We start from the raw sequence: 22,787 nt of genomic DNA, 5'->3' as shown, positions 1-22,787 counted from the left end.
GCCCGAGACGCGGAGCGAAGGGAAACGCTCTTTTTACAGTCGAACGGACTTCCGGCATATGAGTGACGGGGACGACGATACGACAGAACTCTCGCCCGAGAGCTTCGACGAGCGCCTGACCGAGGCCGAGGAGGCTCTCGACGCGGCCGAGACCGAAGCCGACCTCGACGAGGTCGAGGCCACGCTCGACGACATCGAGGCCGACGTGGAGGCCGCGGACCTGCCCGAACCGGACGACGAAGACGAAGACGACCCCGCCGAGGAGCTCGAATCGCGCCTGTCCGACCTGCGCGACGACCTCGAATCCCAGCGCGGTCCCTACGCCGACGACGCCGTCGAGACGCTCGAAGAAGCGAAGTCCACGATTACGGACACTCGGTGGACCGAGCAGGGCGACGGCGAAATCGTCGCCGCGGTCGAGACGTTCGCCGACGAGTTCAACGGCGTGCTCGACGCGAGCGTCTCGGTCGACGGTGACGACGAAGACGCGCTCACCGCCGCCATCGACGACGCCGTCTCGGCCATCGAAGCGGCCGACCTTGACGCCGACGACGACGCAGAGACCATCGCGGACCTCATCGAAGTCACCGACGGCCTCGCGGACGGTCTCGACGACGCCCAGGAGTGGGACGACCTCGAGACCCGCGAGAAGCTCCAAGTGCAGGGCTTCTACGACGTGCTCGGCCACTACAAGGACTTCCCGCCGGAGCTGTCGGCGCTGAAGGAACACGAAAAGCGCGGCAACGTCGAGATGATTGCGCTCGCGTTCGAGAGCTTCCAGTCCGACTTCATGCAGGAGTACTGCATCGAGGCGTTCACGCGGATGAACGACGACCGCGCCTACGAGACCATCGAGGGGCAGGCCAAGCGCCGCGACAAGGGCGTCATCAAGGCCATCGGGAAGATGGCCGCCGAGGAGGGCGTCGAGATGCTCGTCGACTACGTCGACACCGACAGCGACCCCGCGCTCCAGAAGGTCGTGTTCAAGGCGCTCGGCGAAATCGGCTCCGAAGAGGCGACCCAACCCATCGCGAACAAGCTCGTCACCGAAAACGACAACGTCCGCTCGGCCGCCGCGCGCGCGCTCGGTCTCATCGGCGACACCCGCGCCGTCGAGCCGCTGTCGGACGTCGTCGCCGACGACGACGAGGACGCCGTCCGCGCCAGCGCCGCGTGGGCGCTCCGACAGATTGGCACGAACGACGCGCTCGAAGTGGCCGCCGGCTACGCCGACGACCGCTCGTTCCTCGTCCAGCGCGAAGCCGAACTCGCCGCCGAGTTCCTCGGCGACGACGTCGAAGCCGAAGCGACCGTCTGAGACCGCACGACCGACGCGGCAGCCCGGCGGCTCTGCGGTCCCCTTTCGTTCTCTTTCTCTCGCAGTCGCTCGCGATGAGTCCCCGGACGCGAACGTTTTTGTAGGGAAACGCGACCACCGCGGGGTGTGTCTCGACGGCCCCTCACCACCGCGTTCGCCGTCTCGCTCGCCGTCCTGCTCGCGGCCGCGGCCGTCGTCCCCGCGCCGATAGCGGCCGCGCCGGGAACGGCGAACGCGACAGAATCAGCGACCGCCGCCGACCCGCCGGTATCGGGTGAACCGCGCATCGTCGCCGCGCTCCCCGACCCGGCGACGCCCGACGACCGCGGCGAGTTCGTCGCCGTCGCCGCGCCCGCGGGAACCGAACTCTCGCTGGCCGACGGCGAGGGGACCGTCTCCTTCGTCGCGCCCGGCGGGGCGGTTGCCGTCGTCACCGACCCGTCCGCGGCGTCGAACCTGACCGACCTCCCAGTGGTCGCGCCCGGTCTCGACCTCGCCAACGGCGGCGAAACGGTCACGCTCCGCGTCGTCGGTGGCGACGGCGACGCGGCCGGCAACGGCGTCGTCGCGGACCGCCTCAGCTACGACCGGAGCCGCGAGGGCGCGCTCCTCGAACGGCGGGACGGCGCGTGGTCGTGGTGGCCGCGGACGCTCCCCCAGCGGAACGTCACGACCCACGGCCCCGCGAACGCGACGCTGTTCGTGCTCCCCGACTCGCCGGGGCGTCCGATAGCGACGCTCCGGGCGGCCGACGAGCGGATTCTGCTCGCCGGCTACGTCGTCTCCTCCGCGCGCGTCGCCGACGAACTCGTCGCCGCTCGCGAGCGCGGCGTGCAGGTCGAGGTACTGGTCGAGGACAGCCCGGTCGGCGGCTTCCCGCGGCGGTCGGCGCGGGTCCTCGACCGCCTCGTCGACGCCGGCGTGTCGGTCCGCGTCGTCGGCGACCCGCACTCGTTTCACCACCCGAAGTACGCCGTCGTCGACGACGCGGCGCTCGTGATGACCGAAAACTGGAAACCCGCCGGAACGGGCGGGAAAAAGAGCCGCGGCTGGGGCGTTGTCGCGCGCTCGCCGGCCGTCGCGGCCGACCTCGCGGCCACGTTCGAAACCGATGCGAGCCTCCCAGAGACCGCTTCGTGGGAGACGTACCGCGTCGGCCGGTCGTTCGTCCGCACCGAATCGGCGAACGGCTCGTATCCGTCGCGCATCGCGCCCGAGGCGCTTCGAGTCGACCGCGTCGCCGTCCTCCGCGCGCCCGACAACGCCGAGTCCGCGGTCGTCGCCCGACTCGATGCCGCCGAGCGCCGAATCGACGTGCTACAACCGACCGTCGAGGCCGACGGCCCGTTCGTCCGCGCGCTCAAGCGCGCCGCCGACCGCGGCGTCCGCGTCCGACTCCTCCTCGGGAGCGCGTGGTACGACGAGGAGGAGAACCGCGCGCTCGCCGAGCGCCTGAACGAGTGGGCCGACCGCACCGGCAGTCCGCTCTCGGTCCGCCTCGCGCGCCCCGGCGACCGGTACGGCGCGATTCACGCGAAGGGCGTCGTCGCCGACGACACCGCGCTCGTCGGCAGTCTCAACTGGAACCGGCACTCGGCCCGCGAGAACCGCGAAGTCGTCCTCGCGCTGTCGGACCCGGCCGCCGCGGCGTACTTCCGCGAGGCGTTCGCGGCCGACTGGCGAGCCAGCGGGCGCGGAGCGGATCCGAAGCCCGGACTCGTCGCCGCGGCGGCCCTCGCGGTCGTCGTTGGACTCGCGGCGCTCAGACGACTGGAGTTCGAAAAATGAGCGGTCGCAGTCTGAGAGTCGAACGCCGGCTTACGCCGTCGTCGACAGCTCTTCGTCGATGTCGGCTTCGGCCATCTTCTCGACGAGGCTGTCGATGACCTCCTCGCGCATGCCGCTGACGAACTTGATGGAGCCGACGACGAGGTGGCCGCCGCCGGAGACGCCGCCGCCGACGACTTCCTCGTTCAGTTCGGCGACCATCCGCGGGATGTCGAGGCGGACGCCGTCGGAGCGGAGGACGGCGAAGTCGGGACCGTAGCCGATGGTGATGACCGGCTCGCCCGTCTCCTGGACCTTGCGGTCGTGGAGCTTGCCCGTGGTCTTGCCCGGCGCGGGGTAGGTAAAGCGGTGGGCCCACTTGTCGAGGTCGATGCGGTAGAGGTTGGCCCCGCTGTCGAGGCGCTCGTGTTCGAGGTGCGGCTCCGCGGCTTCGAGCTGTCGGTCCACGTCGCGCTCGGCGCGCGTCGAGAGGAACTCGACGAGTTCGCGGTGGCGCTCCTCGTCGTCACAGCCGACGTTGAGCACGTCGTTGACGATAGACGCGCCGTCGTTGTAGCGCAGCCAGTGGGCGGCGTAGTCGAGCGCCTCGCCCACGTCGAGGAGCTGTTCGCGGTCGTAGCCCTCGTCTTCGGCGAGCGCGATGTAGTTGTCCATGACCTCCGCCTTCGAGCGGTCGGACAGCCCGGCGACGGCGGGGACGTGACGCAGTTCGTCGGTCACGTCGGGGTGAATCATCCGCGCGAGTTCGACGCACATCATGCCGGTCGTGATGCGGTAGTCCTCGTCGTGGAGGTACGGGTTGACGTGCGCGTCGAGGAGGGGGTCGACCGCCTCGGGGTCGGGGTGGTGGTGGTCGACGACCGCGATGGGCACGTCGTAGTGCGCGAGGTTCTCGTAGGCGGGCACGTCCTCCTCGGTCGACCCGTTGTCGAGCATGAGCAGGAAGGGAAGCCGCTGGCCGTGGCGGGCGCGACCTTCGAGCGCGAAGTTCAGGTCGCGGGTCACGTCCTCCATCTCGTAGAACGGGGCCTTGCTCGGCAGGCGCTTGAACAGGTGTCGCGGCGCGTCGGGGTCGTCGTGGACCTCGGTGATGAGCCGTTCGAGGGCCAGTTGGACCGGGACGGACGCGCACATGCCGTCGCCGTCGGCGTGGTGGCGGACGCGAATCGGGCGGCCTTCGAGGACCGTCCGGCGGAGCAGGCGCGCCACGTCTTCGAGGTCGTCGCGGAGCTTCTCGAACGCCGACCACTCCACGAGCGGTTCGACCGGTTCCGGCTCGGCGCGCTCGTCGAGCGCGGCGTCGATGCGCTGGCGGGCGTCGGCGGCGGCCTCGTCGTCGAGGACGGTGAGGCCGTCGACTTCGAGCTGTCGGGTGCCCTCGTGGTCTTCGACGGTGCCGGCCATGCGGACCACGTCGTCGAGGTCGACACCGGGGAACGCGCGGACGCCGGCCTCCTCGAAGGCGGCGGCGGCGACGATGCCGGAGTCGTCGGCGATGCGGAAGACGGTCGGGCCGCCGGTCTGCTTAATCTGCGTGACGACGCCTTCGACCGTGACCGACTCGCCGACCGAGAGACTGGAGATAGGCGTGATGGTCGGCTCGTGGTCGACGGTCAGGGTGCGGTAGTCGTCGGGCGTGTCCTCGGCGAACGCGATGTCGCCGTTGTCGCGGACGGATTCGAGGCGGACGACCAGTCGGTCCCCGACCTCGTAGTCGGCCGAGAGGTTGGACTCGTGGATGAGTCCGGAGACGGAGTCGGAGACGTCGACGAAGATGCCGTACTCCACGACGCCGTTGACGACGGCGTGGTAGTACGCGTCGGTCTCGACGTCGTCGGCGGTACAGTTCGGTGCGAGATCATAGACGATAGGTCGTGCGTCCGAATTCGGACCCGAGTCGTCGCCGGAATCCCCGGCGTGCTCGTCGCTCATAGTCCCGCTAGGTCAGGGGGTAGTGTTAAGCTTTACAAAAGCATCTCGCGTGCGCGGCCGGTTCGCACAGACCCGATTCGGCTCGAAACTCGCCTGCGCGGGGGCGTCAGTAGCCGAGTTCGTCCAGCGCGTCTTCGACCGACGGGACGTAGTCGACCCCGAAGACGCGGACGTGTTCGAGGAGCGGAAACAGCGCGTAGACGGGCGAGCGATGCTCGAAGAAGCCGTCGGCGATGGGTCGGCGTTCGTCGTAGGCGTCGAAGAAGGCGTCGCCCGCGGCGTCGAACCAGTCGATGTAGGCCAGTTCGACCTCGGGGTGGCCGTAGTAACACGCCGGGTCGAGGAAGGCGACGACGCGGGCGTCGCGGACGCGGAGGTTCGCGCCCCACACGTCGCCGTGGACGAGTCGCGGGGCCGCCGGTTCGACGAGGAGGTCGTCGAGGTCGGCGGCGACCGACTCGATTCGCTCGGCCGTCGCGTCTGGGAGTCCCGAACCGAGCGCCGCCTCGGTCCACGGCAGGAGGCGCTGGTCGCGGAAGAACGCGATCCACGAGTCGGTCCACGGGTTCGGCTGTCGGTACGGCCCGGAGAGGGTGTCGTAGGGGAAGCCGAACGCCGGCGCGGTCGTCTCGTGGAGCGCGGCGAGGTGGGTGGCGAGGTCGCGCTCGGCGGCGGAGGTCAACTCGGACGTGCCCTCGACGTAGTCGAGGACGAGCAGGTCGGGGTCGGCGTGGTGGACCGCGGGGACCGGAAGACCGGCCGCGGCGAGCGAGTCGAGCATCGCGGCCTCCACGTCGAGCGGCGTGTCGCCCACCTTCGCGACGACGGGGTCGCGCCCGTCGAAATCGAGTCGGTAGACGCGGCCGACGTGTCCGCCGTCGAGTTCGGTCGTCGCGGTCGGCGGCGCGTCCGCCGAGAGCGCGTCCGTCACGCGGGCGACGAGGTCGGAATCGAGCGTCACACCCGATGTCGGCCGAGCGCCGACCTCAGTATGGCGGTTCCGTTCCGGCGACCGACTCGGCGTTCCGGAACCCTTAGATGGAGCGCCCGCGGACGGTTCGGTATGCGACTCTTCCGGTCGCGGGAGGTCGTCGGCATCGCGGCCGACGCCCTCGACTTCGCGCTCGAAGCCTCTGCGGAGACGCATCCGAACGAGTACATGGGACTCCTCCGCGGCGAGGAGGCCCGACGGGTCGGCGTCGACCGCGACGGCTACGTCGTGACGGACGTGCTCATCATCCCGGGGACGGTCTCGGACCCGTACAGCGCGACCGTCAGGAACGACCTCGTGCCGAACGACTTCCACGCCGTCGGGTCGATTCACTCGCACCCGAACGGCGTCCTCCGCCCGAGCGACGCCGACCTCGACACGTTCGGGAGCGGCCGAGTCCACATCATCATCGGCTCGCCGTACGGCCCCGACGACTGGGAGGCGTTCGACCAGTCCGGCGAGGTCCGCGACCTCGACGTGCTCGACGCAGACCTCTCCGACCCCGAATCGTTCTTCGACTTCACGCAGGACGACATCGACGCGGAGTTGGACCGATGAGACGGGTCATCGCGCAGGGCACCTTCGACATCCTCCACCCCGGCCACGTCCACTACCTCTCGGACGCCGCGTCGCTCGGCGACGAACTCCACGTCATCATCGCCCGCGGCGAGAACGTGACGCACAAGCCGAAACCGATACTCGACGGCCGCCAGCGCCGCGACATGGTCGCCGCGCTCGACGTGGTCGACGAGGCGCATCTCGGCCACGTCGAGGACATCTTCGTCCCCATCGAGGAAATCGACCCCGATGTTATCGTCCTCGGCTACGACCAACACCACGACGAGGACGGAATCAAAGCCGCCCTCGACGCCCGCGGCATCGACTGCGAGGTCACGCGCGCGACGCCCCGGGAGCTCCGCCACGACGACGAACTGCTCTCGACGGGTCGCATCATCGACCGCATCGTCGAGCGACGCTGTTGAGTCGCCGTTCGTCCGGACGATAGCCGACTGCACTGCGGCCCGCGACGAGTTCTCCGACGACCGACCGCGACGAGCGCGAGCGTCGTCACTCGGGTGGAGCGTCGAAACAGAAGGGAGGAAGCGTTACTGCGTGGAGTTCGTCGCGGTAGAGTTCGAGGAGCCGGACGACTCGCTGTTGGCCGACTGCTGTTCGTCGAGCCAGTTCTGGTACTCGTCCTGCGAGACGACGTCGACGGTGAAGTACATCTGGGAGTGCGCGACGCCGCAGTACTCGGTACAGTAGCCCTGGTAGGTGCCTTCCTCGTAGGCGACGGTCTTGATGGTGTTCGTCGAACCCGGCATCGCGTCCTGCTTGAGCGCGAGCTCGGGGACGTGGAATCCATGTATCACGTCCGTTGAGGTGACCTGGAAGTAGACCGGGCGGTCCTTGGGGATGACAATCTCGTTGCCGGACGAGAAGTTACCCTCCTCGGGGTAGTACATGTTCCAGCCCCACTGGTAGGCCTCCGCCGTGACGACGACCGGGTCGTCGTCCATGGCGATGTCGTTGCCCTGGTGCGTGACGTTCTCGTTGGCCAGCACGCCGTAGGAGGCGACGCCGACGAAAAGCAGGATAATCGCTGTCGCGATGGTCCACGTGATTTCGAGCCGGCGGTTCTCCTTGGTCGGCAGTGCGCGCTCGCTGTTGCGGAACTTGATGACGGTGTAGAGGAGGATGACCTCCACCAGCACGGTAATCGGGATAGCGACGTACAGCAGCTCCCCGTTCAGCTGGTTGATGAGTTCCGACGTGGCAGACGCCTGCGCGGCGACGGGGGTGGCAACGAGCGCCATCGCGGCCGTCGCGAGCAGGGACGCGAGCGCGAAACGCGTCTTTCTCATGCTGAGCGAGACTTAGGAACAACCGCATAAATGCGTACCGACTCTCGGCCCGCCGTTTATCAACCCCTCCCCCTCATATCACGGGGAGCGACGCCCGAACGCGAGGCGGAAAAGCGCGGGTCCTAAATACGGGACGGTCCAACACGTCCGTAGGTGAATTTCGTGGCCACGAATCGCGATTCGAACACGTTCCACGGCCTGCTCGCGGCGACCGCGATGGGCGTCTATCTCCTGCTCATCGTCGGCGCGACGACCGCGCTCACGGACGCGACCGCCGCGTGCAGCGCGTGGCCCGCGTGCGGCGACGGCTTTTCGCTCCCCGCGACGCTCGACGGCTGGGTCGCCCTCGGCCACCGCGTCGCGGCCGTCCTCGTCGGCCTCCTCACGGTCGCCACGCTCGTCTCGGCGTGGTGGACCGACACGTCTCGCCGGGTGCGAGCGACCGTCACTGCGTCGGCCGTGCTCTATCCCGCGCAGGCCGGCCTCGGCGCGGTCGTCGCCACCGTCGGCGTCGGCCCCGCGCTCTCGACGCTCCACTTGGTCCTCGGGATGGTCATCTTCGGCGGCCTCGTCGCCGCCCTCGCGTGGACGCTCGAAGCGGCCACCGGCGACCCCGACGACGCGCCGGTCGGCACCCCGTCGATGAGCCCCCCGGCCGACGACGGCGAGCGGCCGCCCGTCCCGACCGACCCGGTCGCCCGCGCGAAGGCGACGGTCAACGCGTACTTCCGGCTCATGAAGCCGCGGCTGATGTGGCTCCTCTGTCTCGTCGCGTCGGCGGCGATGGCGCTCGCCGGCACCGTCTCGCCCGGCCTCACGCCCGAAGTCATCGCGGCGACCCTCGGCGGCGGCGTCCTCTCTATCGGCGCGTCCGGCACGTTCAACCACGTCCTCGAACGCGACGTGGACCGCCGGATGCAACGGACCAGCGACCGGCCGCTCGCGGTCGACCTCGTGCCCGTCCGCAACGCGGTCGCGTTCGGCCTGCTCCTGACGGTCGCGTCGGTGGCGCTGTTCGCGTCCGTCAACTGGCTCGCGGCCGTCCTCGGCGTCGTCGCCATCGCCTTTTATAGCGTCGTCTACACGCTCATCCTGAAGCCCAACACGGTCCAGAACACCGTCATCGGCGGCGCGGCCGGCGCGCTTCCGGCGCTCATCGGCTGGGTCGCCGTCACCGGCGACGTCGGCCTCGGCGGCGTCGTCCTCGCCGTGGTCATCTTCATGTGGACGCCCGCGCACTTCTACAACCTCGCGCTGGCCTACAAGGACGACTACGCCCGCGGCGGCTTCCCGATGATGCCCGTCGTCCGCGGCGAGACCGAGACGCGAAAGCACATCCTCTGGTGGCTCGGCGCGACGCTCGTCGCCGCCGCCGGCCTCGCGGTCATGGACGCCCTCGGAGTCGTCTACCTCGTGACGAGCATCCTCTTCGGCGGCGCGTTCCTCTACTTCGTCGTGCGCCTGCACTACGAGCGCGACGACACCGCCGCCTTCCGGGCGTTCCACGCCTCGAACGCCTACCTCGGGATGTTGCTGCTCGCCATCGTCGTCGACACGCTCGCCATCTGAGAACCGCCTGCGACATCACCCACACACATGGCAACCGCATCCGCACTTCCCCGCCCCTCGCGGGCCAGTCTGCTCCGCGCCGCCTTCGCCGTGAACACGACGCTGATCCTGGCGTTCGTCTACCTGCTTTTCACCGAGGCGAGCGTCGGCGCGCCGCGCTACGCCGTCTACGGCGTCGCGTGGGTCATCGTCGGCCTCTGGGTCCTGTTCGACACCGACGTGGCACCCGCCTCGACCGCGACGAAGCGCAAGGCGGCCGCCGTCGCTGTCGGCTACTTCGCGCTCCTCGCGGTCGCCGGCGGCCTCGTCACCTCGCCCGTGCCCGGCGGCGCGAGCGGCGTCCGCGTCGCCTTCCTCCCGCCGGGATGGGGCCCGGCGCTCGTCTACGGCGGCGACCTGTTCAACCTCGTGCTCATGCCGGCGCGCGTGGTCGGCTACGCGGCGCTCGCGTTCCTCGTCTACGACACGGTCGTCAAGGCGGCGGGTGCGGCCGTCTCCGGCGTCGTCGGCCTCTTTTCCTGTGTCTCGTGTTCGTGGCCCGTCCTCGCGTCGGTCGCCACGAGCGTCTTCGGCGGCGGCACGGCCGTCGCGGCGACCGTGACGACGCTCTCGTACGACCTCTCGACGCTGGTCTTTCTCGTCACCGTGCTCCTTCTCCGGTGGCGGCCCGGCTTCGGGACGTCGTAGTGACGGTCCCAGGAGCGCTCGCGGCCCGCCCCCTCGCTTTTACGCGCTCGCCGTGAACGTCCGGTCATGACAAGCGTCGAAATCGAATACTGCGTTCCCTGCGGCTTCCTCGACCGCGCCGAGCAACTACAGCACGCGCTGCTCGAACAGTTCGGCGACCGGCTCGACCGCGTGGCGCTCGTGACGGGCGACCACGGCGTTCTCACCGTCACCGTCGACGGCGAGCGCGTCTGGGACAAGTCGGAAGACGAGTTCGACCCGGACCTCGTGCTCCGGCGGGTCCGCCCGCACGTCGGCTGAGCGGGGCGACCCGTGAAGTCACTCGAACACGCCGCCGTCGGCGCGGTCGCCGGGGCGGCCGCCGCAGTCGCCGTGGACCCGCCGGGGAGCCTGCCGCTTCTCGTCGCCGGCGCGGTCTTCGTGAGCGTCTTCGTCGACCTCGACCACTTCGTCATCGCCCGCGTCCAGCGCGGCGACTGGGCGAACCTGCGGCTCGCGGTGACGAACCCGCGGGTCGGCCTCCTCGACCAAGAGCGAGTGTTCGAGGAGTTCGACACCGAGTTCGACCGCAAACGCCTCCTGAGCCACCACCTCGTCGGCGGCGTCGCGGTCGGCGCGCTCGCGCTCTCGGGACTCGGCTCGCTCGCGGCGTTCCTCGCGGTCGTGCTCTACGTCCACGTCGTCTGCGACTTCCTCCGAGACCTCGGCATCGCGTGAAAAAAGCAGGCATCGGTCGAGCCGCCCGTAACCGCCCGCAGTCGCCGGCGGCCGCTCAGTGGCCCCAGCGCCGGCCGTCTTCGTCGTAGCGGGCGTTCATGATGCGCTCCCACTGGTCGGTCGAGATGTCCACGTCGGCCGCGCCGACGTTCTCGTCGAGTTGGTCGGTCGTTCGCGCGCCGACGATGGGGACGACCGTCGCCTCGGGGTAGTCCATCAGCCAGCGGAGCGCGACCTGCGCGGGGCTGGCATCGACTTCGTCGGCGACGGCGCGAATCTCGTCGAGCACCTTCCAGCCGCGCTCGGAGACGTAGAACCGGTCGAAGCGCTCGTCGAACGAGCCGCGCGCGCCGTCGGGCGCGACGTACTCGGTCGGGTCGTGGGGGTCGGCGCGCTCGTATTTGCCCGTGAGGAAACCGCCCGCGAGCGGCGAGTACGGACAGACCGCGATGTCTTGGTCGCCGCACACGTCGAGGTAGTCTTTCACGTCCTCGTAGTAGCCGGCGTGGAACAGCGGCTGCGTCACGTCGAACCGGGCGTAGTCGTTGACGTCGGACTTCCACAGCGCCTTCGTGAGTTGCCACGAGGCCATCGTGGACGCGCCGAGGTAGTTGACTTTCCCCTCCTCGACGAGACCGTTGAGCGTCCGGAGCGTCTCCTCGATGGGCGTCTCCTCGTCCCAGCGGTGGATGTAGTAGAGGTCGAGGTAGTCGGTGTCGAGGCGGTCGAGCGTGCCCTCGATTTGGTTGCGGATGTGGGTCCGCGAGAGGCCGCGCCCGTTGGGGTTGTCCTCGTCGAACGGGAAGTACACCTTCGAGGCGAGCACGTAGTCCTCGCGGTCGCGCTCGGCCAGCCAGTTGCCGATGTACTCCTCGGAGGTCCCGTTCGGGTTCCCGTAGACGTTGGCGGTGTCGATGAAGTTCCCGCCGCGCTCCTCGAACGCGTCGAGGAGTTCGTGGGCTTCCTCCTCGTCGGTCTCGAGGACGCCGCTGCTCTTGCGGCCGAATCGCCACGTACCGAAGCACAGTTCCGAGACGCGAGTGCCGGTCGACCCGAGTCGTCGATAGTCGAGGCTCATGGTCGATGCCACGACGGCCGGCGACTAAAGCGTGTGAGTTGCGGCGAGCGGTTCAGCGTTGTTCGTCGGTGTCGGGCGATTCGGCGGGGGCCACGTCCGCCGCGAACAGCTCGCGCGCGCGACCGGTGCGCCGCCGAGCGCGAGCGCGAGCAGCAGAACCGCGAATCCCTCGGTGACGAATCCCTGCGACGGGTTCTCGTCGAGCGACGTAACGTGGAGGGCCACACCGACCAACGCGAGTACGACGGCGAATCGCCGGAGGACTGCGTCGCCCATGGCCGACCCACACGAGCCACCCGGGCAGCCCTTGCGACTCGCCCGCACGCTTTTGCGGCTTCCGAACGACTGATACGCCATGTTCAGAGTCGCAGGTATCGGCCTCGGAAGCCTCGGGATGCTGGAGTGTCGCCTCCTCAACGAACTGGAGGGAGTGCGCGTCGTCGCCGGCGTCGACCCCGACGACGAGGTGCGCGAGCGGTTCGGAGGCGAGTTCGACGCGCCGACCTACGAGACGGCCGCGGAACTGCTGGACGCCGAGTTCCTCGACGCGGTGACCATCGCCTCGCCGCACACCGAGCACTTCGACCAGGCGCTCGCCGCGCTCGACGCCGACATCCACGTCCACCTCGAAAAACCGATGGTGACCGACCTCGGCGGCGCGCGGGCGCTCATCGACCGCGCCGAGGACCGCGGCCTCACCCTCGCGGTCGGCTACCAGCGCCACTTCGACCCGCGGTTCCACGAACTCCGGCGCGTCGTCGACAGCGGTCGCATCGGCGACCCGCACATGGTGGTCTGCCACCTCGAACAGGAGTGGATTCGCTGGACGAAAGACGAGTGGCGCGGCGACCCGTCGCTGTCGGGGGGCGGCCAACTGTACGACTCGGGGTCGCACCTCCTCGACGCGATGCTCTGGGTGACGCGCTCGAAACCGATGACCGTCGCCGCGGCGGTCGACCACCGCGGCCACGACGTGGACGTGAACTCGGCGCTCGCGGTCGTCCTCGACCGCGACGGCGACCGCCTTACCGCGAGCGTGGGCGTCTCCGGCGACGGACAGAGCGTCCCCGAGCCGGGCGAGTCGCTCCGCGTCATCGGAACCGAGGGGATGGTCGCCTTCGACGGCGAGACCATCGAGGTGACGGAGGGCGGAACGACCTACACCGCCGCGCCGCCGACGCCCGACTTCGAGGAGCTGACCCGGAAGAAGCTCCGGAACTTCGTGGACGCCGCGCGCGACGAAGCCGACCTCGCCATCCCGGCCGAGGACGCTCTGCGGGTGACCGCGCTGACCGAGGCGGCCTACGAGTCAGCGACGACCGGCAGGCGGGTCAACGTCGACGGCGACGCCTGAGCAGAGTGTGATTTGAGTTCTCGACTCGGGCCGTCACACCCCGGCCAGCCGGTTCAGCGCGCCCGACGACCCGGTCACGACACCTCGGTCGCTGGTGCAGACGTACAGTTCGCCGTCGGGGTCGCGGCCGAACGCGAGGACGTTCGTCCCGCCGTCGTCGCGGTCCGTCACGGGTAGCTCCGCGATGTCCCACGGGCGCGACTCGCTCGGGCGGGCGGCGAACAGTCTGCCCTCGGACTGCCAGTCGGCGAAGACGTACGCGCCCGAGAGGTCCGGAATCGCCTCGCCGCGGTAGACGTGGCCGCCGATGACGGCCACCCCGGACGGCCCGTCGCCGCTGTGGGGGTACTCCAGCACCGGGTCGATGAGCGGCGCGCCGTCGGGCGTCTCGGTCGGGCAGTCGCCCGCGCGAAAGCAGTGTGCGCCCTCGCGGACGTTCCAGCCGTAGTTGCCGCCGCGCTCCAAGAGGTTCACCTCCTCCCACGCGCCCTGTCCCACGTCGGCGACGTAGCAGTCCTCGCCGTCGAACGAGAGCCGCCACGGGTTTCTGAACCCCCACGCGTACTGCTCGTCGCGGCCGTCGGAGCCGACGAGCGGGTTATCCTCGGGGATTCCGTAGGGCCGGTCGTCGTCGCCCGAGACGCCGCCGGTCGAGTCCACGTCGATGCGGAGGACGCTCCCGAGGAGGTTCTCGGTCACGTCCTGTCCGTTGCCGCCCGGCACGGCGTCGTACCAGTCGTCGACGTGGCCGCGCCCCTCGTCGTTCGCGCCGCCGCCGTCGCCCGTGGCGACGTAGAGATAGCCGTCCGGGCCGAACGCGACGGCTCCGGCGTTGTGGTTCGACTGGGGTTGCGGGAGTTCGAGCAGCGTCTGCTCGGCGTCGGCCGAGACGGTCGTCGCTTCGGGGTCGACCGTCAGTTCGCTCAAGACGAACGTGTGGCTGTCGATGGAAGGCGTTCCCGGTCGCCGCGGGGCGCTGTACCGGAGGTAGAGCCGCCCGTTGTCGGAGAACTCGGGGTGGAAAGCGACGCCGAGGAAGCCGCGCTCGTCGTAGCCGCCGACGTCGACGACGCGGTCGGTGATGTCGAGGTACGATTCGCTTCGCAGTCCAGAGTCGTCGTGCAACCAGATTCGACCGGGCTGGTCGACGACGAACCGTCGGCTTCCGCCGAGCGCCTCGGGGATGGCCACGTCGACCGGCGAGGCGAACCCGGTCGCCACCGTCTCGTAGGCGACTTCGAGGCCCGCGAGTGAGCCGTCGGGCCCGCCGTTCGCGGTCGCGGTCGCCCCGTCAGTCTCGTCTGGCGTCGCGTCGCTGTCGGTCGTTCCCCCGGCTCCGTCGTCGGTCGGGGCGCTCGCACAGCCCGCGAGGCCGCCGAGGAGGGTCGCGCCGGTCGCGGCGAGGAAATCGCGTCGGGAACCGTTCATGTCAACGTAGAGCGGCGCGACCGGAGTAAGGCTTGCTACGACCGGGCTGGCGAGCCCTCCCCCGTTCGCCCACCGCCCCGCGACTCGAATCGAGCGGCGATTCCGAATCCCTTACCACCCGATAGTGACGACGGGTACGACATGGACGAGGTACTCGCCGCCGACGGCCTCAAGAAGTCCTACGGCGACGTGGAGGCGCTCTCGGGCGTCTCCCTGTCGGTCGCCGCGGGGGAGGTCTTCGGCCTCATCGGTCCGAACGGCGCGGGGAAGACGACGCTGGTTCGCGCCCTCACGGGCACGACCGCGGTTGACTCGGGGTCGGCGGCCATTCTCGGGCGTGACCCGACCGAGGTGGACCGCCAGCGCCTCGGCGTCCTCCCGCAGGAGTTCCGGCCCGCGGGTCGGCTCACCGCCCGCGAACTCGTGGCCTACTACGCGGGGCTGTACGACGACGCCCGCGACCCCGACGCGGTGCTTGACGAGGTCGGCCTCGCAGACGCCGCCGACACGTGGTACGAGAACCTCTCGGGCGGCCAACAGCGCCGCGCCTGCATCGCGCTGACGCTCGTCAACGACCCCGACGTGCTGTTCTTGGACGAGCCGACCACCGGCATCGACCCCGCGGGCCGCCGGTCGCTGTGGGGGCTCGTCGAGGACCTCGCCGCCGGCGGGACGACGGTGTTTCTCACCAGCCACTCCATGGCGGAGATAGAGCGCCTCGCCGACCGCGTGGGCCTGCTCAACGCGGGCGAACTCGTCACGGTCGGCCAGCCGGACGCCCTCGTCACCGAGTACGGCGGCGAGAGCCGCCTCGTCGTCCGAACCGACGGCGACGCCGATGCCGACGCGGCCCTCGGCTCGGTGTCGCTCCCGGCCGCGCTCGACGCGACGGTGTCGGGCGACGGCATCACCGTCCACGGCGTCGGCCCGCGCGACATCGGCGACGTGGTCGCCGCCTTCGACGACGCGGGCGTCGTCTACGAGTCGCTCGTCTGGAAACAGCCCGGTCTCGAAGAGGTCTACCTCTCTTTGACCGGCGAGCAGTTCGAGGCCGCCCGCCCCGCCGCGGCCGCCGCGGTCGGAGGTGACAGATGAGCCTCGCCGCCCGCGTCCGCTCGGAGTTCGTCGCCTCGTGGCACTCGTTCCTCCGGCGGCGGACGGCGGTCTTCTTCACGTTCTTCTTCCCCGCCATCATCGTCGTCATCTTCGGGGCGCTCGTGCAGACCCAGCCGACCGGCGGCGGCCTGTTCGCCGAGCCGAAGGAGTACTACATCGCCGGCTACCTCGCGGTCGTCGTGCTTTTCACCCCGCTGTCGCGGGTCGGCAGCACCATCGCCCGCCACCGCGACGGAAGCCGCTTCGAGAAACTGGCGACGACGCCGCTGTCGCGCGCCGAGTGGCTCCTCGCGCACTCGCTCGTCAACGTCGTCGTCATCGGCCTCGCGGCGCTGTTGCTCCTCGCGCTGTCGGCGCTCGTGACGGGCGCGTCGATTCCGCTGACGCCCGCGACGCTCGCAGTCGTCCCCTTTGTCGCGCTCGGCGTGACGCTGTTTTGCGGCCTCGGGGCCGTCATCGGGAGCGTCGCGGACTCGCAGGACGGCGTCATCGCCGCGAGCAACGCCATCGCGCTGCCCCTGTTGTTCCTCTCGGAGACGTTCGTGACGCCCGACCTGCTCCCGGCGTGGTTCGTCCCCGCGCTGAATCTCTCGCCGCTCACGTACTTCGCCCGCGGCGTCCGGGCGCTCACCTACGGCGGCGGCGGCTGGCTCACCAACCTCGCGGTTCTCGCGGCCCTCGCGGTCGTCTTCTTCGCGGCGGGGACGGTTGCGATTCCGCGGACCGATTGAGGCGGAGACGCGCGACCGCGCCGCGACGCGCAGCGCGGCAACCGTGGCTCACGGGTGCTCGGAGCGCTCCCCGAGGGCGTCCGGCGCGCCCGCAAACTCAAGCCTTAACCCGCGGCCGACCCCACGTGGTGGCATGGTCGAAACTGAGACGTACACCATCGAGGGACCGGGCGGAGACACCGAAGCGCTGGAACTCCCCGCGGGCCTCGTCGACGTCTTCGCGGAGCAGGGCGAAGACCCGACCGACGTCGTCGCCGACGTGGTCGTGCAGGCGTTCGCACAGCAGGCACACGTCGTCGCGCACCACAGCGAGGGCGGCGCGCCGGCCGACATCGCTGAAATCAACGAACAGATGGAAGAGCTGTTCGAGGACCGCTTCGGCGTCCCGCTGTCGGACGCGCTCGGCCACTCGCACTAAGTCGAAGTCGCGGGTCGCGGCGACGCGGTTTTCTCTGTCGTTCCGAGTCGAAAGTGAGAGCCACGCGTCTGAGCCGTCGTGGCGGGTCCGCCGCGCTCAGATGAACGCCAGCGGGACCATGACGGCGAAGCCGGCGGTGAGTCCGGCGAGCAGTTCGACCCGGCCGCCGCGCGGGAGGCGCTTTCCGAGTTCGAGCGCCTCGGGGATGAACTCCGTGAGGACGAGAAACACCATCGCGCCCGCCGCGAAGCCGAAGCCGAACGGGAGGAACTCCCGGGCGATGCGGACGAAGTAGAACGCGATAACCGCGCCGATGGGCTGGGGCAGACTGGAGAAGATGGCCCACCAGACGAGCTTCCAGTTCGAGACGTTCATCGACCGCAGCGGGATGGAGATGGCCAGCCCCTCGGGGACGTTGTGAATCGAGATGGCGAGAGTCATGAACACCGCGAGCAGCGGGACGACGAAGCCGAACAGCTGGAAGCCGCCGTCGAGGCCGAGGTCGGCAAACGAGACGCCGACGGCGACGCCCTCGGGAAAGCTGTGGACGGTGAGGATGCCGAGAATCAACAGCAGTTTGCGGAAGTCGGCCTCCTCGTACTGCTTGGGGTTGACCTCCGCGCCCTCGATGACGTGGTGGGCGACGAGGACGAGCGCGACGCCGGCGAGCATTCCGATGCCGAGTTGGAGCGGCGTCCCGTTCGCGAGTCCCTCGAAGACGAGGCCGAACAGCGACGCCGACACCATGATGCCCGAGGCGACGCCCCACAGCGCCACGTTCCAGCGGTCGCTCACGTCCGAGACGAAGAAGAACGGAATCGCGCCGACCCCGGTCGCGATGGCCGTGACGAGCCCCGCGAGAAAGACGAACGTGAGAGCGGCAAACTGGTCCATACCGAACGTAGCCACTCGGCGCCGATAAGTATTATCATATACCAGATATTTTTGGCTTGCCTAAATATTTGAGTTGCGGGTAGCAAGCCTCAGACAGTTTAGACGGGCCAAAAACTCCGACAAGAAGATGAGATAGATATTCTGATATATCGGGACTCTGCGGTCAGTCGTCGGCCGGCGACGCGCCCTCGGGTGAGTCGGTGTCGCCGCCCATAGGCGAGACGGGGGTGGCCGCGACGGAGCGGGCCGACCCCATCCAGCGCTCGACGTTGGCCGAGACGTAGTCGCGCGCGCCGAAGGCGACCGCGCCGCCGACGCCGATGGCGAGGGCCGCGGCGATGCCCCACGCGAACGCCTGCGCGATGGTGAACAGAATGGCCACGTCGATGCCCATCGTGCTCAGACCGATGACGACGGCGGTGAAGTAGAGGAACATCCGGGTGCCGACCGCGAAGACGCTCGTGTACGGCGTCTCGGTCGCCGCGCGGGTCCGGGTGATGGCGTCACCGATGAAGTCGGCGACGACGAATCCGAGGACGATGACGAGCAGGCCGGCCACGAACGACGGCGCGTACGACGCCGCGGTCGAGACCCATTCGGAAAACAGGTCGACCGCGAGCACGTCGGCGGCCGCGAGCACGGCGATAGCGTAGACGAACCACTTGCCGAGCGTCCCGAACGCGCCCGAGACGGCCTTTTCGGTCCCGCCGAGAATCTTCCCGACGGGCGTCGCCAACACGGCCTTGTCGACTTCGACGCGGTCGGCGACCCGCGTGATGAGCCGGGCCGCGATGCTGCCGATGAACCAGCCGACGATGAGAATCAACAGCGCGCCCACGAGCCGCGGGACGAACGCGAGCACGGCGTTGGTCAACTCTGCGATGGACTCGGTCAGCGTGACTTGTAACGGGTACATTGTTGCGGGTGGAACGTCGCGCTCCCCCGAAGTTAGTTAAGAATATAAGAACTGTGAATAAAATTGTCTCGTAATCGGAACCCTCAGGTTTCTCCGATACTCGGAAAAACGGACGGACTGGCGATTCTATCGGCTTATCTTTGATTTCTCGACTGACCGATTCGCGGGCGAGACGGTCTCTGGTTCGAGCGCGTCGGCCGTGATTTAATCTCAGCTTGATTCGTCGCCCCGGCCGCGAGAATCGGTGCGTTCGTCGGCGAGACGGCCGAGTTGCGTCGCGATTTCCTCCATGGCGACGACGAGTCTGGCGGCGTACCAGATGACGACGACGATAACGACGAGAAACACCCACGCGAGGACTTGCTGGGCGATGAGAAGCGCGTAGGCGAGCGTCAGCGCGAGGAACACCGCGACGGCGACTTTCGCGCCCGCGGTCCGGTGGAGTGGCGTGTCGTCCGGTGGTGGGGACATAGCCCGTCGTTTTCAGGCGACGGTGTTATGTGTTTGGCCGCCAGGGGCCGGCGTCGATACCCTCCACTTGACGAGCGTATTCGGCCCAATTCTGTGGTATAAATCACGAACCCTCCCGATTAATTGCGCTACTGTATCGTGCCACCAAAGGCCGTGAGAGCGCCCACACCACCGAGTTTATCAGTCAATGACGGGAATCAACAACCAATGGGAGAGCTATCCGAATTGTTCGCGCCGAACCGAATCGCGGTGGTCGGTGCGACCGAGCGCGAAGGAGCAATCGGGCGGGCAATCATGGACAACCTCATCGACGAGTTCGACGGTGAGGTCGTTCCGGTCAACCCCAAGTACGACGAACTGTTCGGTCTCCAGTGCTACGGCGACGTCGGCGAGACGGACGCCGACCTCGCGGTCATCGTCGTCCCTCCGAAGGTCGTCCTGCCGGCGATGAAGTCCGCCGGGGAGGCGGGCATCCAGAACGTGGTCGTCATCACCGCCGGCTTCGGCGAGACGGGCAGCGAGGGTGCCGCCCGCGAGCAGGAACTCCGCGACATCGCGGAGGAGTACGACCTCAACGTCGTCGGCCCGAACAGTCTGGGCATCATGAACACGGACGTGGGCATGAACGCGACGTTCGGCCCCGACATGGCCCTCGACGGCAACATGTCCTTCATGAGCCAGTCGGGCGCGTTCATCACGGCCGTCATCGACTGGGCCAACGACGAGGACATCGGCTTCAAGGACATCGTCTCGCTGGGCAACAAGGCCGTCCTCGACGAGGCCGACTTCATCGAGACGTGGAACGACGACCCCGACACCGAGGTCATCATCGGCTACCTCGAAGGCATCTCGGCGGGTCGCGAGTTCATCGACTCCGCCCGCGACGTGACGAAGGACACGCCCATCGTCCTCGTCAAGTCCGGCAAGACCGACGCCGGCGCGCAGGCAGCCTCCTCGCACACCGGCACCATCGCCGGCTCCGACGCCGCCTACGAGGCCGGCCTCGAACAGGCGGGCGTCATCCGCGCGGACTCCGTCCAGCACCTGTTCGACACCGCCCGCGTGCTGGGCGACCAGCCGCTCCCCGAGAACAAGGACGTGGCCGTCATCACGAACGCCGGCGGCCCCGGCGTCATGACGACCGACGCCATCGGCGAGTCGGAACTCCAGATGGCCGACTTCACCGACGAGACGCTCGAAGCGTTCTCCGAGTCGCTCCCCGCCGAGGGGAACATCTACAACCCGGTCGACATCGTCGGTGACGCCGACAACGCCCGGTTCAAGGAGGCCCTCGACGTGGCGCTCGCCGACGACAACGTCGGCATGGCGCTCGTCCTGACCTGTCCGACGGCCGTCCTCGACTACAACCAACTCGCCGCCGACACCGTCGAACTCCAAGAAGAGTACGACAAGCCCATCGCCGCCTGCTTCATGGGCGGCGAGCGCGTCGATGCCGCCTCCGACGTGATGAAAGACGCCGGCATCCCGAACTACTTCGACCCCTCGCGCGCCGTCGACGGGCTCGAAGCCCTCTCGAAGTACGCCGACATCCGCCAGCGCGAGTACGACGCGCCCACCGAGTTCGACGTGGACCGCGAGCGTGCCCGCGAAATCCTCGAAACGGTCAAGGACCGCGACGAGACCCGTCTCGGCGTCGAAGCGATGGAACTGCTCGACGCCTACGGCATCGAGACGCCGGCCGGCGACATCGTCGACGACCCCGCCGACGCGCTCGAAGTCGCGGAGGACATCGACGGCAACGTCGTGATGAAAATCGTCAGCCCGGACATCCTCCACAAGTCCGACATCGGCGGCGTCAAGGTCGGCGTCGAAAACGAGGACGTCTACGACGCCTACGAGGACCTCATCACCCGCGCGAAGAACTACCAGCCCGACGCCAACATCCTCGGCGTGCAGGTCCAAGAGATGGTGAATCTCGACGACGGCGTCGAGACCATCGTCGGCATGAACCGCGACCCGCAGTTCGGCCCGCTCATGATGTTCGGACTCGGCGGCATCTTCGTGGAAATCCTCGAGGACACGACGTTCCGCGTCGCGCCCGTCTCCGAGACGGAAGCGGAAGACATGACGAAGGAAATCGACGCCGCGCCGATGCTCCGCGGGGCCCGCGGGAACGACCCGGTCGACATCGGCGGCATCACGGAGACCATCCAGCGGCTCTCCCAACTCGTCACCGACTTCCCGGCCATCCTCGAACTCGACATCAACCCGCTCGTCGCGCTGCCGGACGGCGTGAAGGCCGTCGACGTTCGACTCACCGTGGACCCGGACGAACTTTAAACACTTCACCACCCTACCATTCAACAATGAACACGGTACTCGTCACCTCGACCGGAGAAAGCACCGGGAAGACCGCAATCACGCTCGCACTCGGCGTCCTCGCCACGGAGCGCGGACTGGACGTGGGCTACATGAAGCCCAAGGGCACCCGCCTCCAGTCCAGCACCGGCAAGACGCTCGACGAGGACCCGATGCTCGCCCGCGAACTGCTCGACATCGACGCGGAGATGCACCAGCTCGAACCCGTCGTCTACTCCCCGACGTTCATCCAGGGCGCGGTCCGCGGCAAGGAGAACGCCGAGGAGCTTTCGGAGGTCATCTCCCACCACTTCGAGGACATCTCGGCCGGCAAGGACCTGATGCTCGTCGAGGGCGGCGGCTCCTACCGCACCGGCGGCATCGTGGACCTCACCGACGGAGACGTGGCGGACCTCCTCGACGCCGAAGTCGTCCTCGTCGCCGACTACCAGCACCCGAGCGACCTCGACGACGTGGTCGCGGCGGTCGAAGACATCGGCCCCGACCGCCTCGCGGGCGTCGTCTTCAACCGCGTGAGCGATTCCGCCTACGACGAACTCGAAACCGAGGTCGCGCCGTTCCTCGAAGCCCGCGGCGTTCCTGTCCTCGGCGTCGTCCCGACCGAAAAGGACCTCGCGGGCGTCACCGTCGAGGAACTCGCCAACGAACTCGGCGCGGACCTCGCGACCGACGCGCCGACCGACGCCTTCGTCGAGCGCTTCCTCGTCGGCGCGATGGGCGGCGACGCGGCGCTCCGCTACTTCCGCCGCACGAAGAACGCCGCGGTCATCACCGGCGGCGACCGCGCGAACATCCAGCGCGCCGCGCTCGAAGCCCCCGGCGTCAAATGTATCATCCTCACCGGCGGCCACCGACCCGTCGGGGCCGTCATCGGCAAGGCCGAAGAGAAAGGCGTCCCGGTGCTCCTCGTCAACGGCGACACGCTCTCCGTGACCGACCGCGCCGAGGACATCGTCAGCACGGGCCGCACCCGCGACGAGCGCACGGTCAACCGGATGCGCGACCTGCTGTACGAACACGCCGACATCGACGCCATCATCGGCAACGTCGAGCCGTCCGGCGACGGCGGCGCGGCTGACGACGGTGCGACTGACGACGCGGCCGCCGACGAAGACGACGAGTAACGGCCGACGCGTCGGTATCGACTACGGTACTGATTTTTTCGGGATTCGGA

At 68.7% G+C, this 22,787-nt stretch carries 23 protein-coding genes; 14 read left to right on the top strand and 9 right to left on the bottom strand.

What is annotated here, in order from left to right:
• The first annotated feature begins 58 nt into the window (after nucleotides 1-58).
• Both HVO_RS09595 and HVO_RS09590 read left to right on the top strand, forming a co-directional pair.
• Complete coding sequence (locus HVO_RS09595) at nucleotides 59-1,318, top strand: HEAT repeat domain-containing protein (RefSeq protein WP_004043922.1); 1,260 nt, start codon at nucleotides 59-61, stop codon at nucleotides 1,316-1,318.
• Nucleotides 1,319-1,444: 126 nt separating this feature from the next.
• Entirely contained in the window at nucleotides 1,445-3,106 is a 1,662-nt protein-coding gene (locus HVO_RS09590) for a phospholipase D-like domain-containing protein (protein WP_004043923.1), read from the top strand.
• Between the two features lie 30 nt (nucleotides 3,107-3,136).
• Here the strand turns inward: HVO_RS09590 and HVO_RS09585 are convergent, their stop codons facing one another.
• Together HVO_RS09585 and HVO_RS09580 are read right to left on the bottom strand one after the other, a co-directional pair.
• On the bottom strand, nucleotides 3,137-5,038 hold the full coding sequence (locus tag HVO_RS09585; RefSeq protein WP_004043924.1) for a DHH family phosphoesterase: 1,902 nt from the start codon (nucleotides 5,036-5,038) through the stop codon (nucleotides 3,137-3,139).
• Between the two features lie 106 nt (nucleotides 5,039-5,144).
• On the bottom strand, nucleotides 5,145-5,999 hold the full coding sequence (locus tag HVO_RS09580) for a fructosamine kinase family protein (protein WP_004043925.1): 855 nt from the start codon (nucleotides 5,997-5,999) through the stop codon (nucleotides 5,145-5,147).
• A 102-nt stretch (nucleotides 6,000-6,101) separates the two neighbouring features.
• Here HVO_RS09580 and HVO_RS09575 point away from each other — a divergent pair, with 102 nt between their 5' ends.
• Nucleotides 6,102-6,587 (top strand): Mov34/MPN/PAD-1 family protein, encoded by a 486-nt coding sequence (locus HVO_RS09575; protein WP_004043926.1) that lies wholly within the window; start codon nucleotides 6,102-6,104, stop codon nucleotides 6,585-6,587.
• A complete protein-coding gene (locus tag HVO_RS09570) occupies nucleotides 6,584-7,012 on the top strand; it encodes an adenylyltransferase/cytidyltransferase family protein (RefSeq protein ID WP_004043927.1) in 429 nt (142 codons plus the stop codon). Before HVO_RS09575 ends, HVO_RS09570 begins: the two co-directional genes overlap by 4 nt.
• A gap of 123 nt (nucleotides 7,013-7,135) precedes the next feature.
• Here HVO_RS09570 and coxB read toward each other — a convergent pair whose 3' ends face one another.
• Entirely contained in the window at nucleotides 7,136-7,894 is a 759-nt protein-coding gene (coxB, locus tag HVO_RS09565; protein WP_004043928.1) for a cytochrome c oxidase subunit II, read from the bottom strand.
• A 162-nt stretch (nucleotides 7,895-8,056) separates the two neighbouring features.
• On the opposite strand from coxB, the gene HVO_RS09560 reads away from it, so the two are divergent.
• From HVO_RS09560 to HVO_RS09545, 4 genes are all read left to right on the top strand, one after another.
• Nucleotides 8,057-9,463: a heme o synthase gene (locus tag HVO_RS09560; RefSeq protein WP_013035258.1), complete on the top strand. Its 1,407-nt coding sequence runs from the start codon at nucleotides 8,057-8,059 to the stop codon at nucleotides 9,461-9,463.
• A 27-nt stretch (nucleotides 9,464-9,490) separates the two neighbouring features.
• Entirely contained in the window at nucleotides 9,491-10,150 is a 660-nt protein-coding gene (locus HVO_RS09555) for a DUF7546 family protein (RefSeq protein WP_004043930.1), read from the top strand.
• A gap of 66 nt (nucleotides 10,151-10,216) precedes the next feature.
• On the top strand, nucleotides 10,217-10,450 hold the full coding sequence (locus HVO_RS09550) for a SelT/SelW/SelH family protein (protein WP_004043931.1): 234 nt from the start codon (nucleotides 10,217-10,219) through the stop codon (nucleotides 10,448-10,450).
• 12 nt (nucleotides 10,451-10,462) lie between these two features.
• Complete coding sequence (locus HVO_RS09545; RefSeq protein WP_004043932.1) at nucleotides 10,463-10,867, top strand: metal-dependent hydrolase; 405 nt, start codon at nucleotides 10,463-10,465, stop codon at nucleotides 10,865-10,867.
• 55 nt (nucleotides 10,868-10,922) lie between these two features.
• Here the strand turns inward: HVO_RS09545 and HVO_RS09540 are convergent, their stop codons facing one another.
• A complete protein-coding gene (locus HVO_RS09540) occupies nucleotides 10,923-11,945 on the bottom strand; it encodes an aldo/keto reductase (RefSeq protein ID WP_004043933.1) in 1,023 nt (340 codons plus the stop codon).
• Nucleotides 11,946-11,969: 24 nt separating this feature from the next.
• A complete protein-coding gene (locus HVO_RS09535) occupies nucleotides 11,970-12,221 on the bottom strand; it encodes a hypothetical protein (protein ID WP_004043934.1) in 252 nt (83 codons plus the stop codon).
• A gap of 79 nt (nucleotides 12,222-12,300) precedes the next feature.
• On the opposite strand from HVO_RS09535, the gene HVO_RS09530 reads away from it, so the two are divergent.
• Nucleotides 12,301-13,299 (top strand): Gfo/Idh/MocA family protein, encoded by a 999-nt coding sequence (locus HVO_RS09530; protein WP_004043935.1) that lies wholly within the window; start codon nucleotides 12,301-12,303, stop codon nucleotides 13,297-13,299.
• Nucleotides 13,300-13,332: 33 nt separating this feature from the next.
• Here the strand turns inward: HVO_RS09530 and HVO_RS09525 are convergent, their stop codons facing one another.
• Nucleotides 13,333-14,727: a PQQ-dependent sugar dehydrogenase gene (locus HVO_RS09525; RefSeq protein ID WP_004043936.1), complete on the bottom strand. Its 1,395-nt coding sequence runs from the start codon at nucleotides 14,725-14,727 to the stop codon at nucleotides 13,333-13,335.
• 141 nt (nucleotides 14,728-14,868) lie between these two features.
• Between HVO_RS09525 and HVO_RS09520 the strand changes: the two genes are divergently transcribed.
• The 3 genes from HVO_RS09520 to HVO_RS09510 all read left to right on the top strand — a co-directional run bounded on the left by HVO_RS09520 (nucleotide 14,869) and on the right by HVO_RS09510 (nucleotide 16,992).
• The gene (locus HVO_RS09520; protein WP_004043937.1) at nucleotides 14,869-15,822 is read left to right on the top strand and encodes an ABC transporter ATP-binding protein; all 954 of its coding nucleotides are present in this window, start codon (nucleotides 14,869-14,871) and stop codon (nucleotides 15,820-15,822) included.
• On the top strand, nucleotides 15,819-16,574 hold the full coding sequence (locus HVO_RS09515; RefSeq protein WP_004043938.1) for an ABC transporter permease: 756 nt from the start codon (nucleotides 15,819-15,821) through the stop codon (nucleotides 16,572-16,574). The genes HVO_RS09520 and HVO_RS09515 overlap by 4 nt, the downstream gene beginning before the upstream one ends.
• 133 nt (nucleotides 16,575-16,707) lie before the next feature.
• On the top strand, nucleotides 16,708-16,992 hold the full coding sequence (locus HVO_RS09510; protein WP_004043939.1) for a DUF7545 family protein: 285 nt from the start codon (nucleotides 16,708-16,710) through the stop codon (nucleotides 16,990-16,992).
• A 96-nt stretch (nucleotides 16,993-17,088) separates the two neighbouring features.
• Here HVO_RS09510 and HVO_RS09505 read toward each other — a convergent pair whose 3' ends face one another.
• The 3 genes from HVO_RS09505 to HVO_RS09495 form a co-directional block, all read right to left on the bottom strand.
• Nucleotides 17,089-17,886: a ZIP family metal transporter gene (locus HVO_RS09505; protein WP_004043940.1), complete on the bottom strand. Its 798-nt coding sequence runs from the start codon at nucleotides 17,884-17,886 to the stop codon at nucleotides 17,089-17,091.
• Between the two features lie 163 nt (nucleotides 17,887-18,049).
• Nucleotides 18,050-18,802, bottom strand: a complete 753-nt coding sequence (locus HVO_RS09500) for a mechanosensitive ion channel family protein (RefSeq protein ID WP_004043941.1) — start codon at nucleotides 18,800-18,802, stop codon at nucleotides 18,050-18,052.
• Nucleotides 18,803-19,012: 210 nt separating this feature from the next.
• The gene (locus HVO_RS09495; RefSeq protein ID WP_004043942.1) at nucleotides 19,013-19,273 is read right to left on the bottom strand and encodes a hypothetical protein; all 261 of its coding nucleotides are present in this window, start codon (nucleotides 19,271-19,273) and stop codon (nucleotides 19,013-19,015) included.
• A 207-nt stretch (nucleotides 19,274-19,480) separates the two neighbouring features.
• Between HVO_RS09495 and HVO_RS09490 the strand changes: the two genes are divergently transcribed.
• Both HVO_RS09490 and HVO_RS09485 read left to right on the top strand, forming a co-directional pair.
• The gene (locus tag HVO_RS09490) at nucleotides 19,481-21,574 is read left to right on the top strand and encodes an acetate--CoA ligase family protein (RefSeq protein WP_004043943.1); all 2,094 of its coding nucleotides are present in this window, start codon (nucleotides 19,481-19,483) and stop codon (nucleotides 21,572-21,574) included.
• A 26-nt stretch (nucleotides 21,575-21,600) separates the two neighbouring features.
• Nucleotides 21,601-22,737, top strand: a complete 1,137-nt coding sequence (locus tag HVO_RS09485; protein WP_004043944.1) for a phosphotransacetylase family protein — start codon at nucleotides 21,601-21,603, stop codon at nucleotides 22,735-22,737.
• The last annotated feature ends 50 nt before the right edge of the window (nucleotides 22,738-22,787 follow it).

The sequence above is a fragment of the Haloferax volcanii DS2 genome (genome assembly GCF_000025685.1).
Lineage (GTDB): Archaea > Halobacteriota > Halobacteria > Halobacteriales > Haloferacaceae > Haloferax > Haloferax volcanii.
The sequence above is the reverse complement of the archived record's forward strand: the minus strand, read 5'-3'. Positions and strand labels throughout refer to the sequence as shown.